The following is a 13,610-nucleotide window of genomic DNA, read 5'->3' as shown; positions in this document are numbered from 1 at the left end:
CTGTATCGTCTCAAGACAATTGCTACCACTGTTGACCCTTAAGAGGCTAAGGCCACAGCCACCATCTCTTGGAGTTCACCTTTTTGGTATAACTCAATTAAGATATCCGAGCCACCGACAAATTCACCATTGATATAAATCTGGGGAATCGTCGGCCAGTTGGAATAGTCCTTAATCCCTTGACGAACTTCATAATCAGCCAGCACATCAAAGGTTTCAAAGGGCGCACCCAGGCTATTGAGGATTTGTACCGCCGTGTTTGAAAACCCACATTGGGGCATTAACTTTGACCCCTTCATAAACACCATAATTTTGTTGGATTTTACCAGGCTGTCAATTTTGGCTTGGACATCAGCACTCATGGGGGGTTCTCCTAACTTCTAGTTGCAATGTGACCCAGTCGAATAGTTGCAATGCGACTCTAATCTCAATTTAAGGGAAAAGGCCGGGCAAATCCCATCCCCCAGGCCTGGCTCAAGGGTCTTAGCTTGGGGTCAAGGAGTGATTTTAATTCATTTGGGCTGAGTCTAGGGCTGGATGTCCTCCCTTGAACCCGTGATGTTTGCAGATTTTATTCAACTACAGGAGTAGAAATGTCTGGCGCAGGGGCGGATAAGAGCGCAACATCAGCAAATTCTCCCTCCTGCCATTCAATCGCAGGCATTCCTTCAAAAGCGTGGCGTAAAGACGCTTCCCAATATTTGCGGATTTTGATCAGGAACGGATCCCGCAACACTAACTCCACCCGATGCTTAATCAAGAAACTGTTGGCCGCATATTTAATCAGGTGCAGGGGTGGGCCGACAGAAATATTCGATTTCATCGTGGAGTCGAGGGACAGCAGGGCATATTTAGCTGCTGCTTCAATGGGAGTGTCGTAGCTTAAGGTTCGGTCTAGGATGGGTTTACCATATTTAGTCTCCCCAATCTGGAGGAATGGCGTTTCCGGCGTGGCCTGGAGAAAATTACCTTGGCTGTAAATTAAGTACAAACAGGTTTCTTCACCCCGAATCTGCCCCCCCAGCAAAAAAGAGCATTGATAGTCAATTTTGTCCTGCTGCAACCAGGCCCGGTGGGTTTCAATCACTTGGCGCACCTTTGATCCCACATAGCGGGCAATTTCGTACATATTGGGCAAGGTGTGCAAACTTACATCGGCCTGAGCCCGCAGATCCCGACGTAAAATCGTCAAGATTTCTTGGGTCATGGACAAATTACCCGCCGTTGCCAACAGGATCACCCGCTCGCCGGGAACAGTAAAATCGAACAACTTCTGATAAGTGGAAATATAATCTACCCCAGCGTTCGTTCGAGAGTCAGCCGCCATTACTAAGCCATACTGCGTTACGATGCCCAGGCAATAGGTCATAAAGGTTATGAGAACCTAAACGGTATTTTGAAATGGACTACAGCTTGAGAGAAATGGTCTAGTTTTTAGCCCACAATCCCCAGTTGAGTTGATCTAGGGCTTGACAATCACGGGCGTTCCTAGTTCCACAGCTTCAAAAAAGGCCCGAATATCATTATTTTTCATGCGGACACAGCCGTGGGAGACTGCCTGGCCAATCAAGGACTCATTAGTGGTGCCATGAAACCCAGCATAGCCCTTATTTCCAATTGGGGTGAAGACGATTAAACGATCACCGAGGGGATTTGCGGGACCAGGGGGAACAACAGTGCCATTAAAGGGATTTTTCCAGGTCGGATTTTTGACCATATGCATGACCTTAAACATCCCCGTAGGGGTTTCCCAGCCCGGTTTACCCACCGCCACCGGATAACTGGCCTGGACTTGTTCACCAACGTAGAGATAAACCCGCCGTTCTCGGAGTTTTAGAACAATTTTTCGCTCTAAATCAGGTAAAAAAGGAGTGGATTCCTGCAGGGGCGGTAATTCGAGCAAAGCCAGGCCAGTCATAGGTATTGAGGTTTCCCCCAGGCCCCTTTGACTGGCAACGTAATCCACGGGAGTTGCTCTAGCCGGAAGAGATAAAATCCCCCAAGCGACTGCAACAATTCCACCGCATAACCACTTCACGATATCCACTCCACGTCCTACACTAACTGATGGCCTTGAAATTAACGGCGATCAATACAAAATTGTCGCGGGAGGAGCAGTGACAGGGGCCGGCGCAGGCGCGGGAATTGGCCGAGAAACTGGGGCCGGGGGCGCGCTAGTCATGGGAACTTTAATGGGTTGGACAGCGACATAGGGAGGGGCTGGCACAATTCGAGTGCAAAGACGCTGAGCCGTGAGAGGAGTTACATCAGGGAAAAGAATAATGGCTACATCCGTTCCCACTTCAAAGGGCCCCCTGCCACAGCGCCGCCGCTTGCCATCAATCACAACCGTAATTTCTTCGCCCCAAGGCTGTTTCAAGGTGAAATTATCCCCATCTATACTAGTAATCACACCTCGGACTGCTTTGGGGGCGGCTGTTACTGTCAAGGGTAAAAATGCTGGGGCTAATGTGCCCAGGGCCAGGGCGGCCAAAAGATGATGACGTAGATTTAACATAGATTGACTCCTAAACAAATTCACCAAAGCAAGATCGTTAACCGGCCGAGAGAAACCCGGCCGAACCCTTAAATTACCTGCTTAACATCAAGGCAATCACGAAATCCAGTAAACATAGACTAAAAAATGAATACTGAATTTTGCATAAATTTTTAAGGACTGACTAACTAGGGTGATTCTAAGTAGCCTGGCTGGGTTGCGTCAAGGAAATCTGGAAAAACTTGATGATTGCTTAACATTTTTCTGCAATGTCCCCTTAATTGTCCTATGCCAGTTGAGGTTTTCCAGTTCAGCATCTCAGTCAGGGGGATTTAAGGTCTGATCAGAGGTTGGTGAGGCAGACAAGAAACCTTGGCCAGTAGGTAATCCCGTTTTAGAGTCCAACTAACCGTTAATAGACCCAAGAAGGCTCAACAGGACTATTAGTAATTAATCTCAATTGAAATCTAATGTTTTCCTCGCCTAAAAAGCTTGAGCCTACACATTAAGCCATTAGTAAGTGGTCCAAATTGATCAGAAATTAGGCTTTGATTTAGCTGGGAAAATCAAGAAATTTCGACAAATTCTTGCCTTCCTCCAGGCCTGAAGCCTCAGACCACTTTGAGCGTTAACTAACTCCTCCCCTATTAACTGGTCTAACCTGCCTCTGGGTTAAATCCTGTATTAGATCTAAGATTGTTAAAGTCCGGTTACAATTCGTTACAATAAAACAATTCAGCGACCATCCTCTCCTCCAACCTGCCCCAAATGCCATTATGATTCCAACTCTAAACCCCCAGGCCCCAGCGAATATACCGACCTATAGCCTGACAGATTGGCAAGGGGGAACTCGTTCACTCCCAGATGAGTATGACTACTGGATTGATGAGGTGACAGGTGAGATTCCCGCCGGCCTGGTTGGCACATTATTTCGGAATGGGCCGGGACTCTTGGACATTGGCGGTGTAGCCCTCAAACATCCCTTTGATGGTGATGGGATGATTTGTGCCTTTACCTTTAAGGATGGGCGGGTGCATTTTCGGAATCGCTATGTCCAAACCACTGGCTACCAGGCCGAGCAACGGGCAGGAAAAATTCTCTATCGGGGGGTCTTTGGCACGCCTAAACCCGGTGGCTGGCTGAACAATTTTTTTGATATGAAGCTGAAAAATATTGCCAATACCCAGGTTATCTATTGGGGCGCGAAACTTTTAGCTCTTTGGGAAGCCGCTTGGCCCTATCAACTCAATCCGGCCACCCTGGAAACCTTGGGCGAAATTAACTTAGATGGCCTGCTGAAACCCGGAGATGCCTTTGCCGCCCACCCTCGCCTTGATCCCCAGCAACAGCGGCTCGTTAACTTCTCCCTCAAACCAGGACTAACCACCGCCGCCCGCCTGTTTGAGTTTGCCTTGGATGGGACTTGTGTCTCGCAGCAGGACTACAGTTTTCCTGGGTTTGCCTTTATCCATGACTTTGCCCTTACCCCCAACTACGGCATCTTTTTCCAAAACCCTGTCCAACTCAACCCAATTCCCTACCTATTAGGGTTCAAAGGGGCCGCTGAATGCTTAAGCTTTAACCCCCAAAACCCCACCCACATTTGGCTCTTACCTCGGTCAGGTGGAACCCCTTTACACTTCACCATGCCCGCCTGCTTTGTCTTCCACCATGCCAATGCCTTTGAACTCGGGGATGACATTGTTGTGGACTCCATTTGTTATGAGAGTTTCCCCGGCCTGGATAGCGACACCGACTACCGCCAGGTGGATTTTGCCAGCCTTCCTCCCGGACAACTGTGGCGGATCCGGATCAACAAAACGAGTCAAGCCGTCACCATGAACCAACTTGATCCCCGCTGTTGTGAGTTTCCCTGTCTGCACCCCAACTATGTTGGTCAACCCTACCGTTATCTCTACACGGCCGCCGCCGACAATCCCACTGGTAACGCCCCCCTCCAAGGTATTTTGCGACTTGATCTAGAAACCCAAACGCAAGAATTTTGGAGTGCGGCCCTACGGGGATTCGTCACCGAGCCAGTTTTTGTCCCCGACCCAACTCGAATCAATCCTGAGGACTCAGCCAGCCAAGAAACCGCGGGTTGGTTATTGGTTTTGACCTATGAAGCCAGTCGGCAAAAATCCGATCTCGTGATTCTAGATGCAGCCAACGTCCGTCAGGGCCCCCTAGCTCGATTACACCTGAAGCACCATATCCCCTATGGCCTGCATGGTACCTTTACTCCCCAGACTTTTATGGATGCCTCAGTCTAATTTTGCAGAGCCTATATCGGGGCCAGTGGCGAAATACCCACTCTGTTAGTGCAACTAGGTCAAGGAAGGGCCGTCCTCTTTTCCGCCTAGTTCCTTAGAACCCTCCTGCCTTAAGTCAGTATTGTCATTATTTTCATTTCCGCTGGCACTGACAGTTGAAAGAGCTTAGGGGGGAAAAGTTAGAGATTGACTGAGAGACTCGCCCAGCAAAGTTCGATACCCCGGAGTTTTGATAAGGTGATAATTGTCGCAGTCGTTTCCCGAACTTCCTCATTGGTTTCGGTAACTACTAAAATTGCTCTACCCTTTACTGATTCTTTTCGAGGCCTTGGCACTATGCAACTGAGTGATCTCACCCATCCGAACCAACTTCATGGTTTATCTATTGCTCAACTCAAACAGGTTGCCTGCCAAATCCGCGATAAGCACTTAGAAACGGTTGCTGCTACGGGGGGGCATCTCGGCCCAGGCCTGGGGGTCGTAGAACTGACCTTAGCTCTCTATCAAACCTTAGATTTTGAGAAGGATCGGGTTGTCTGGGATGTGGGACACCAGGCCTATCCCCACAAAATGGTCACCGGCCGGTTTAACAACTTTGCAACCCTACGCCAGAAAAATGGGATCGCCGGCTATCTCAATCGCAAAGAAAGTTCCTTTGATCACTTTGGGGCTGGCCATGCTTCCACCAGTATCTCAGCGGCATTGGGAATGGCCCTCGCTCGCGATCACCAAGGGGAAAACTACAAAGTTGTGGCCATTATTGGAGATGGAGCCTTGACGGGGGGCATGGCCCTAGAAGCAATCAACCACGCTGGACATTTACCCCAAACCAACTTAATGGTGGTACTCAATGACAATGAGATGTCCATTTCTCCCAATGTTGGCGCGATCCCCCGTTACCTGAACAAAATTCGTCTTTCTCCGGAAGTCCAATTTATTGCCGATAACCTCAACGATCAACTGAAGCAACTTCCCTTTGTGGATCATTCCTTCACCGGCAGCATTAAAGAGGGGATGAAACGCCTTGCGGTGCCAAAAGTGGGAGCAGTCTTTGAGGAACTGGGCTTTACCTACATCGGGCCCGTGGATGGTCATAACATTGAAGAATTAATCAATACCTTTAATCGCGCCCACCAAATTGTCGGCCCCGTCCTTGTCCATGTGGCGACCACGAAAGGGAAAGGCTATGCCATCGCCGAAAAGGATCAAGTTGGCTACCATGCCCAAAACCCTTTTGACCTGACCACTGGGAAAGCCAAACCCTCTAGCAAACCCAAGCCCCCCAGCTATTCCAAAGTCTTTGGGGATACCCTGACCAAATTAGCCGAAAATGATCCCCGCATTTTAGGGATCACAGCAGCCATGGCCACGGGCACAGGCCTGGATATTCTGCAGAAAAACCTGCCCGATCAATATATTGATGTGGGGATTGCTGAACAACACGCGGTGACGATGGCGGCGGGGTTAGCGGCAAGTGGAATGCGCCCGGTCATCACCATTTACTCGACGTTTTTACAACGGGCCTTTGATCAGATTGTTCACGATGTCTGTATCCAAAACCTACCCGTCTTTTTCTGTATGGATCGGGCGGGGATTGTTGGAGCCGATGGGCCAACTCACCAAGGGATGTATGACATTGCCTATCTCCGCTGCTTGCCCAATATGGTTTTGATGGCCCCCAAAGATGAGGCGGAACTCCAGCAAATGCTCGTTACGGGGATCAATTACACCAGTGGGCCGATTGCCATGCGCTACCCTCGCGGGAATGGTTATGGAATGCCGTTGATGGAAGAAGGCTGGGAAGAACTGCCCATTGGTAAAGGTGAACTTTTACGGCAGGGGGATGATCTTTTGCTCCTAGCCTATGGTTCGATGGTGTATCCCGCCATGCAGGTGGCCGAAATTCTCGGTGAGCATAGTCTCCAGGCCACGGTGGTCAATGCCCGCTTTGCCAAGCCCCTGGATACGGAGTTAATTATTCCCCTAGCCAGTCAAATTAAACGGGTCGTCACCTTAGAAGAGGGCTGTTTGCCGGGGGGATTCGGGTCAGCGATACTGGAAGCTTGCCAAGATGCCGGAGTCCTAGTGCCTATCCTGCGCCTTGGTGTTCCTGATCTTCTGGTTGAACACGCCACAGCCGATCAATCGAAAGCAGAGTTAGGGTTAACCCCGCCCCAAATGGCAGAAAAAATTCTGAGTCAGTTCGCTGTGCCTCAACCCATGGGAGTCAGACATTAATGAAGTATGTCCTGACCCTGCCCATGTTTTCGATAGCTTTTCTGATTCCATCTCCCGCCATAGCTGAAACCTACCCAGACGAAGCCGTACAAAGCTTTATCACTGACTGTACAGAGAGATTTGCCACTAAAGCTCCGCCGGGATTTAGCAATCGGGGGCCAACCTTCTGCACGTGCATGATTGAAACGATTCAGGAAAAGATGAGCTTCCAGGCCTATCAACAATTGGGGGATGCTCCAGACAACCCAACCTTAAAACCCATTGAACAGGGATGTATGGTGCGCCTGTTTTAAGTCAACTGAGTCTCTCAAACAACTAGCTTGCCCTCCTCTTTAATCGGTCTGTTGTCCTTGCATTAAGTGATGTGAGGCCTTTTCCATAGGCTTGGAGCGCATTTTTAACCCTCTCACAGGCAAGCTTAAGTTCTGTTTTATCAGTCGTATCCTCAGTCACTTGACCAGAGCATAGGTGGGTTCTCCAAGGCTGCTGCCGCTGGGGGTGTGGCAATCCGAAACTGGCTCCCGGCCTGGTGCGATAAGATAGGACTACGAGTTCAACAAACCTGACTTAAATTCTCGCTTATGTAAAGCTTTTGCGTGGATTCAGCATTGAACTTGCTTTGTCTGCCTATACTGTCAAAGGTGATTCAATTAAACGCTATGAGCGATATCAATCAAGAAATCGAAAAAGCCCGTTTGGAAGCCCGTGCTGCCTGTGATACTGCGGGAGCTACTTCTGGGGAATGTGCCGCGGCCTGGGATGCTCTTGAAGAAATTCAAGCCGAGGCCTCACACCAACGGGAAGCGAAAGTGGAGCCAAAAAACTCCTTCCAGCAATATTGTGATGACAACCCAGAAGCTGCTGAGTGCCGGATTTACGACGACTAAAGCCCAACTCCTCTCGTTCTTTTTTGTCTGCCAGTCCCCACTCATTGCAGTCTCATGTGGTCAGAGATTAACCAGGCCATTGCCAGTGCTATCGGTCAACCCTTTGTTACTGCTGGTGCTCAGGCTGTGGGTGGGGGAAGTATTAACCAGGCCTATGTCCTCACGGATGGCCAGTCACGCTATTTTGTCAAACTGAATCAGCCGCAGCGGGAATTAATGTTCCGCCAAGAAGCCCTCGGACTCCAAGCCCTACATCAGATTAAAGCGATTCGCGTCCCCCAGGTTATTTGTACGGGCTTAACAGAGCGGCATAGTTTTATTGTTTTAGAGTATCTATCCTTATGTAGGGGATCGGCCCAGGCCTGGAAACGGCTAGGTCAAAATCTTGCGGAGTTACACCGTCAGGGCCGTGGTCAGAGGTTTGGTTGGGCGCAAGACAACACCATCGGCAGTACCCCTCAGATTAATCCCTGGACTGATGATTGGCCCGGTTTTTGGCGAGATGCTCGAATTGGCTATCAACTCCAGTTGGCCCGCAAACGCGGCATACATTTAGATCATGCCGATGACTTGCTGCGGAATATTCCCCGTCTTTTAGCCAATCACCCGCCTCAACCCACCCTTGTTCACGGCGATCTCTGGAGTGGGAATGCTGCCTTTACTGAGGATGGGGAACCGGTAATTTTTGACCCGGCCCCTTACTATGGTGATTGGGAAGTAGATTTAGGGATGACGGAGCTATTTGGTGGCTTTCCGGCAGAATTTTACCAGGGCTATGAATCTGTTCAGCGTCTGTCCGTTGGGTATCAAACCCGTAAAACTCTTTACAACCTCTATCACGTCCTTAATCATGGCAACTTGTTTGGGGGCAGCTATTGGCATCAAGCCCAAGGGATGATCAACGCCCTACTTACATCACTGGAATAGGGTTTGCTCCGGCCTGTGGATTCTCAAGCACTGTTACGACTATTGCAATTAGCGAGTCCCGCTTTACCCGTAGGAGCCTATGCCTATTCCGAGGGTCTGGAGTTTTTGATTCAAACTGAACAAATCACCACCGCAGACGCGTTAAAGAATTGGATCACGGCTGAATTAAGGATTGGGGCAATTCGGGTTGATGCCGCCATTGTGATCCGTGCCTATCAGGCCCAAGTCAGGGGAGATTCTACCTCAATTGAATCCTGGAATCACTGGTTAACGGCGGCCCGAGATGGGGAAGCCTTACGCCAACAAAGCCTGCAAATGGGCCGCTCTCTCTGGCAACTTTTTTGTGATTTAGAACCGGAGACGCAAAATTTTAATCCCCAAGAGTTTCATCACTTTGCGGTTGCCTTTGGGCGGGTGGCCGGGGCCTGGCAGATTGAGTTAGGGCCAGCAATCTTAGGCTTTCTCCAGAGTTGGACGAGTAACTTAATCAATGCTGGCGTAAAACTGATCCCCCTTGGGCAAACTCAAGGTCAGCGGCTCTTACTTGCTTTACATCAACCCATCACCCAGGCCTGTGCAGAGATTCTTAGACTTAAAGATGAGCAACTGGATAATTGTAGTTGGGGCCTTTCCCTGGCAGTGATGGGCCATGAAACCCTTTACAGTCGCCTGTTTCGGAGTTAGATACCCCCTATTTTTACGAATCTCAGAGTATAGTCGTTTCCCTTAGGAGTCAAACACAAAGTTACTTGAAACCCTAATGAGTAGTCGTTTTGACTGTCTTAGTTTTGGCAGAAATGACGATAAGACCCAGGCAGAACACCCAAAGAGCATCCCACCTGAGCCACCACCACGATTTACCCTTTTGCTTCTTCAATAGGAACCCATTCCGTGTGGAAATGGCCAGGTTTATCGGTGCGTTCATAGGTATGGGCCCCAAAGAAGTCCCGCTGGGCCTGGGTGAGGTTTTGGGGGAGCCGTGCCCGCCGATAACTATCAAAGTACTCTAAGGATGCGCCAAAGGCGGGAACAGAAATTCCTAAGCGAGTTGCTTCAATTAAGACCTCCCGCCAGGCCGTCTGTTTATCCAAAATGGTTTGCTTGAACTCTGGGGCCAAGAGTAAATTCGCTAAATTTGGGTTTTGATCGTAGGCCTGCTTGATCTTGTTCAAAAAGCCCGCCCGAATAATACACCCCCCTTTCCAAATCCGGGCCGTTTCGCCCAGATCCAGACTGTTGCCAAATAACTCACGGGAGGCTTTACCAATCAAGGCCATTCCCTGAGCATAGGAGCAGATTTTGGAGCAGTAGAGGGCATCCCGGATTTTATTGATAAAGGTTTGGGTATCACCCTCATATTTGCCCGTGGGCCCCGTAATTTGTTGACTGGCCGCCATCCGTTCCTCTTTTATGGAAGACATAATCCGGGCATTGACAGCAGCGACAATTGTCGGAATGGCCACCCCCAACTCCAGAGAGGCTTCCACTGTCCATTTACCTGTGCCTTTTTGGGCTGCCGCATCTAAAACTACATCCACCAGAGGCAAATTGGTTTCCGGGTCAATGTACTTAAAGATGTCGCGGGTAATTTCAATTAAAAAGGAGTTCAATTCCGGGGTTTCATTCCATTGGGCAAACACCTCGTACAACTGCTCATGGTTCAATCCCAGGGTATTTTTGAGCAGATCATAGGCCTCAGCAATCAGTTGCATATCGCCATATTCAATGCCATTGTGCACCATCTTGACGAAATGCCCGGCTCCCCCCGGCCCAATATAAGTCACACAGGGGCCGTCATCGACTTGGGCCGCAATCTTGGTCAGGATCGGTTCGAGGGCCTTGTAAGCATCTTGGCTACCTCCCGGCATCAAACTCGGGCCATTCAGCGCGCCTTCTTCCCCACCACTGACACCCATGCCGAAGAAACAGAGGCCATCTGCTTCCATTTCTTTAACCCGCCGCTCCGTATCGGTGTAGAGGGAGTTGCCACCGTCAATCAGAATATCCCCTGGCTCAAGGAGGGGCTTTAACTGTTGGATAAGATCATCTACGGGTTGTCCGGCCTTAACCATGGCCAAAATTCGTCTTGGCCGTTCTAGGGAAGCCACTAATTCTTCCAGACTATAGGTGGCCTTGAAATTCCGCCCCCCGGCCCGGTTGGCCATAAATTCTTCAGTTTTAGTGGGAGTGCGATTGAAGACGGCGACGGAAAAGCCATTGCGTTCGACATTGAGGGCTAGATTTTCCCCCATTACGGCTAAACCGATCAAGCCAAAATGCTGCTGTGACATATGGGTCTTTAGGGTCATGGACAAGTTACACCCAGCCTAGCTTGATCCCCTCCGAAAGCTTTGGAAGATTAGCTTAAGATATGACAGGCCCCCGCTGTTTGGGTCGCTTGGGGTAATCTGGGCTACAAAAATTCGTGACAATCTAAAATTGTCTTTGCTGAAGAAGGGCTGATCAGCCTACCCAGTGGAGCAAATGGCCGTAGAATTTGGATTATTGTTATCTTTTGTCATCAATAGTAAACCTACCCACCAAAAGACCTATGACTGCTTTGCATGCTTTAATCCTCAACTCTGCCCCCCTGATGACCATTACTCCCTCTTTGAAAGGCTTTTTTATTGGCTTAATTGCTGGAGCCGTGGTCTTGGGTGCCGCCGCTGTTGGTTTATTTGTCCTCAGTCAAATTGACAAGGTTCAACGCCAATCCTAAGGCTTTGGGCCCGGATACCCGAGATATGCAGAAAATACCCCTTGCGGTTTACTCTCTACGCCACAGAGCAACAAGGGGTATCGTTTAATTTAGGCTGAGGGGTTCAAGCTTGCCTAACGCATCAATTTGACGTTGAATCTAAACGTCCGCAACTAATTTCTCCCAGCCAAGATTAGCCAGAGCTTGATTCCGGCGCAAGGGACGAGTCACCAACTCCAAGACATCCCGAGCGTTACTAAATCCGTGAATTTGGGCAAAAGTAAACTCCACCGACCATTTGGTACTGATCCCACGAGCTTCGAGGGGGTTAGCGTGGGCCATGCCAGTGATGACCAAATTCGGTTGCAGGTCTTGAATCCGTTGCAGTTGGTTGTAGTTGTCCGGTTTTTCCATAATGGTCGGCAAGGGAGACCCCATTTCGTTACAGGTGCTTTCCAACAGGGCTAATTCCGCGGCCTGGTAGCGTTTGTCCATGTAGGGAATGCCAATTTCTTGGACGGTCATGCCACAGCGCACCAAAAACCGCGCCAGGGAAATTTCTAAAAGGTTATCACCCATGAAAAAGACGGACTTGCCCCGAATTAGTTGCAGGTAATCTTCCAAGCTCTCCCAAATCTGGGCTTCCCGCTCGGCTAATCCCTGTGGTTCAATCCCTAAGACGGTGCAAATTTTCTCAACCCAGGCCCGAGTCCCATCCGGCCCAATCGGAAATGGTGCGCCGATGAGTTTGCATTTGCGCCGCCGCATCAGGGTGGTTGCTGTCCGAGAGAGGAACGGATTTACCCCCGCCACATAATAGCCTTCTTCAATCACCGGCAGTTCGGTATAGCGCTTAGCGGGCAACCACCCGGAGACTTTAATCCCTTGCCGTTTCAGTTCAAGGGTCAGTTGCGTCACCACCGGATCGGGTAATGAACCAAATAAGACCAGGGGCGCGTGATCTTTATATTCCGTATCAGTAGCGGCAATCTCATCTTTTTTGCGGCCGAAGTTCAGGAGTTTTTGGATCGCATTGCGTTCTTCGGTTTCCGATTCCACGACTTTGGTTGGACAACGGGCGGCCATGGCGGCAAGTACGGTATCTTCCCCTTGGGTAAAAGCATAATCCAGGCCATTGGCCCGAGCCACAACAATCGGGATGCCAATTTCCCCCTCTAGTTTGGGTGCCAGGCCCTCCAAGTCCATTTTGATAATTTCGGTGGTGCAGGTGCCAATCCAGACAATCACACTGGGGTTGCGATCCCGTTTAATTTGCTCACAGAGCCGTTTGAGTTCGTTGTAGTCGTTCAACTGAGCCGAAATATCTCCTTCTTCCAACTCGGCCATGGCATAGCGGGGTTCGGCAAAAATCATCACCCCCATCGCGTTCTGAAGAAAGTAGCCGCAGGTTTTGGTGCCAATCACGAGGAAAAAGCTATCTTCAATTTTTTGATAGAGCCAGGCCACGCAACTAATCGGGCAAAAGGTATGGTAATTCCCGGTTTCGCAATCAAAATTCAAGGCCTGGGGGGCAGCTTCAGCAAGGGTCATGGGCTTCTCCTTTGAGGAATGAGACAAGAGATAATTGGGCAAATTTACAGGATCGGAATGTGGGCTTTTGGTGGGTCAACTCAACAGGGTTAGCCGTTAGGGGGCGTTGCCCGTTCTTTTTTGGCGGTGGCAGTTTCCCGATGTTCCTCAGCCCGGTTACTGACAAAGGATTTCGGGGGTAAGTAGCGGACTTCTTTACTCTCCAGGGCTGGGTCATCCAACTTTGCTAACTCTTCGTCAGGGTTGAAATTCAAGCCTAGGGCCAAAATTAACCGATCTGGATCATTGCTTAAGTCCACAATCACAGGTAACACATAGGTCAACTGGGGTTCTAGCACACTCAACGTGCCGAGAATAAACCCGGCTGAGGGCCGCCGCTTACCTTGATAGTTGACCCACACTGCTAAACGGGAAATCCAATGGCGGTTGTTTTCGTAGTAAGCCAACCACTTGGTTTTTATAGTTTGTCGGAGTTGTTCTGGATTCATAACCTTTGTCCATCATGGAGAAAGCCTTAGCATTTTAAGGGGCTATGATCC

The 13,610-nt window shown here is 49.7% G+C and carries 14 protein-coding genes; 7 read left to right on the top strand and 7 right to left on the bottom strand.

Features of this window, described 5'->3' with window-relative positions; all coding sequences use genetic code 11:
• Window positions 1-38: 38 nt before the first annotated feature.
• The 4 genes from grxD to SYN6312_RS05900 all read right to left on the bottom strand — a co-directional run bounded on the left by grxD (window position 39) and on the right by SYN6312_RS05900 (window position 2,518).
• Window positions 39-362, bottom strand: coding sequence for a Grx4 family monothiol glutaredoxin (grxD, locus tag SYN6312_RS05915; protein WP_015123948.1), 324 nt, complete (start codon window positions 360-362; stop codon window positions 39-41).
• A 209-nt stretch (window positions 363-571) separates the two neighbouring features.
• Window positions 572-1,369 (bottom strand): proteasome-type protease, encoded by a 798-nt coding sequence (locus tag SYN6312_RS05910; protein WP_015123947.1) that lies wholly within the window; start codon window positions 1,367-1,369, stop codon window positions 572-574.
• A gap of 93 nt (window positions 1,370-1,462) precedes the next feature.
• Window positions 1,463-2,038, bottom strand: coding sequence for a L,D-transpeptidase (locus tag SYN6312_RS05905; protein WP_253276423.1), 576 nt, complete (start codon window positions 2,036-2,038; stop codon window positions 1,463-1,465).
• Window positions 2,039-2,089: 51 nt separating this feature from the next.
• Window positions 2,090-2,518, bottom strand: coding sequence for a hypothetical protein (locus tag SYN6312_RS05900; protein ID WP_015123945.1), 429 nt, complete (start codon window positions 2,516-2,518; stop codon window positions 2,090-2,092).
• Window positions 2,519-3,273: 755 nt separating this feature from the next.
• Between SYN6312_RS05900 and SYN6312_RS05895 the strand changes: the two genes are divergently transcribed.
• From SYN6312_RS05895 to SYN6312_RS05870, 6 genes are all read left to right on the top strand, one after another.
• Window positions 3,274-4,770 (top strand): carotenoid oxygenase family protein, encoded by a 1,497-nt coding sequence (locus SYN6312_RS05895; protein ID WP_015123944.1) that lies wholly within the window; start codon window positions 3,274-3,276, stop codon window positions 4,768-4,770.
• A gap of 336 nt (window positions 4,771-5,106) precedes the next feature.
• The gene (gene dxs / locus SYN6312_RS05890) at window positions 5,107-7,008 is read left to right on the top strand and encodes a 1-deoxy-D-xylulose-5-phosphate synthase (protein WP_015123943.1); all 1,902 of its coding nucleotides are present in this window, start codon (window positions 5,107-5,109) and stop codon (window positions 7,006-7,008) included.
• The gene (locus SYN6312_RS05885; RefSeq protein ID WP_015123942.1) at window positions 7,008-7,301 is read left to right on the top strand and encodes a hypothetical protein; all 294 of its coding nucleotides are present in this window, start codon (window positions 7,008-7,010) and stop codon (window positions 7,299-7,301) included. Before dxs ends, SYN6312_RS05885 begins: the two co-directional genes overlap by 1 nt.
• A 366-nt stretch (window positions 7,302-7,667) precedes the next feature.
• Window positions 7,668-7,895: a Calvin cycle protein CP12 gene (locus SYN6312_RS05880; protein WP_015123941.1), complete on the top strand. Its 228-nt coding sequence runs from the start codon at window positions 7,668-7,670 to the stop codon at window positions 7,893-7,895.
• 54 nt (window positions 7,896-7,949) lie between these two features.
• A complete protein-coding gene (locus SYN6312_RS05875) occupies window positions 7,950-8,822 on the top strand; it encodes a fructosamine kinase family protein (protein WP_015123940.1) in 873 nt (290 codons plus the stop codon).
• Window positions 8,823-8,837: 15 nt separating this feature from the next.
• A complete protein-coding gene (locus SYN6312_RS05870; protein ID WP_015123939.1) occupies window positions 8,838-9,506 on the top strand; it encodes an urease accessory protein UreF in 669 nt (222 codons plus the stop codon).
• A 173-nt stretch (window positions 9,507-9,679) separates the two neighbouring features.
• Here the strand turns inward: SYN6312_RS05870 and gndA are convergent, their stop codons facing one another.
• On the bottom strand, window positions 9,680-11,113 hold the full coding sequence (gndA, locus tag SYN6312_RS05865; RefSeq protein ID WP_041431203.1) for an NADP-dependent phosphogluconate dehydrogenase: 1,434 nt from the start codon (window positions 11,111-11,113) through the stop codon (window positions 9,680-9,682).
• 260 nt (window positions 11,114-11,373) lie between these two features.
• On the opposite strand from gndA, the gene SYN6312_RS20710 reads away from it, so the two are divergent.
• Window positions 11,374-11,541 carry a photosystem II reaction center X protein gene (locus tag SYN6312_RS20710; protein WP_015123937.1) on the top strand — a complete coding sequence of 56 codons (168 nt, stop codon included), beginning with the start codon at window positions 11,374-11,376 and terminating at the stop codon, window positions 11,539-11,541.
• A gap of 138 nt (window positions 11,542-11,679) precedes the next feature.
• Here SYN6312_RS20710 and SYN6312_RS05855 read toward each other — a convergent pair whose 3' ends face one another.
• Both SYN6312_RS05855 and SYN6312_RS05850 read right to left on the bottom strand, forming a co-directional pair.
• Window positions 11,680-13,071: a ferredoxin:protochlorophyllide reductase (ATP-dependent) subunit N gene (locus SYN6312_RS05855; protein WP_015123936.1), complete on the bottom strand. Its 1,392-nt coding sequence runs from the start codon at window positions 13,069-13,071 to the stop codon at window positions 11,680-11,682.
• A gap of 89 nt (window positions 13,072-13,160) precedes the next feature.
• A complete protein-coding gene (locus SYN6312_RS05850; protein ID WP_015123935.1) occupies window positions 13,161-13,559 on the bottom strand; it encodes a DUF5331 domain-containing protein in 399 nt (132 codons plus the stop codon).
• Between the last annotated feature and the right edge of the window lie 51 nt (window positions 13,560-13,610).

This window comes from Synechococcus sp. PCC 6312, assembly GCF_000316685.1.
Lineage (GTDB): Bacteria > Cyanobacteriota > Cyanobacteriia > Thermosynechococcales > Thermosynechococcaceae > Pseudocalidococcus.
Note: the sequence above shows the minus strand (reverse complement) of the source record. Positions and strands in the feature narration are given on the sequence as shown.

Bases quoted from the DNA above. Each gene is read 5' to 3' on its own strand.
- SYN6312_RS05900 (WP_015123945.1), bottom strand. From the start codon at position 2,518: ATGTTAAATCTACGTCATCATCTTTTGGCCGCCCTGGCCCTGGGCACA.
- SYN6312_RS05855 (WP_015123936.1), bottom strand. From the start codon at position 13,071: ATGACCCTTGCTGAAGCTGCCCCCCAGGCCTTGAATTTTGATTGCGAA.
- SYN6312_RS05910 (WP_015123947.1), bottom strand. From the start codon at position 1,369: ATGACCTATTGCCTGGGCATCGTAACGCAGTATGGCTTAGTAATGGCG.
- SYN6312_RS20710 (WP_015123937.1), top strand. From the start codon at position 11,374: ATGACTGCTTTGCATGCTTTAATCCTCAACTCTGCCCCCCTGATGACC.
- SYN6312_RS05875 (WP_015123940.1), top strand. From the start codon at position 7,950: ATGTGGTCAGAGATTAACCAGGCCATTGCCAGTGCTATCGGTCAACCC.
- dxs (WP_015123943.1), top strand. From the start codon at position 5,107: ATGCAACTGAGTGATCTCACCCATCCGAACCAACTTCATGGTTTATCT.
- SYN6312_RS05895 (WP_015123944.1), top strand. From the start codon at position 3,274: ATGATTCCAACTCTAAACCCCCAGGCCCCAGCGAATATACCGACCTAT.
- SYN6312_RS05880 (WP_015123941.1), top strand. From the start codon at position 7,668: ATGAGCGATATCAATCAAGAAATCGAAAAAGCCCGTTTGGAAGCCCGT.
- SYN6312_RS05885 (WP_015123942.1), top strand. From the start codon at position 7,008: ATGAAGTATGTCCTGACCCTGCCCATGTTTTCGATAGCTTTTCTGATT.
- grxD (WP_015123948.1), bottom strand. From the start codon at position 362: ATGAGTGCTGATGTCCAAGCCAAAATTGACAGCCTGGTAAAATCCAAC.
- SYN6312_RS05850 (WP_015123935.1), bottom strand. From the start codon at position 13,559: ATGAATCCAGAACAACTCCGACAAACTATAAAAACCAAGTGGTTGGCT.
- gndA (WP_041431203.1), bottom strand. From the start codon at position 11,113: ATGTCACAGCAGCATTTTGGCTTGATCGGTTTAGCCGTAATGGGGGAA.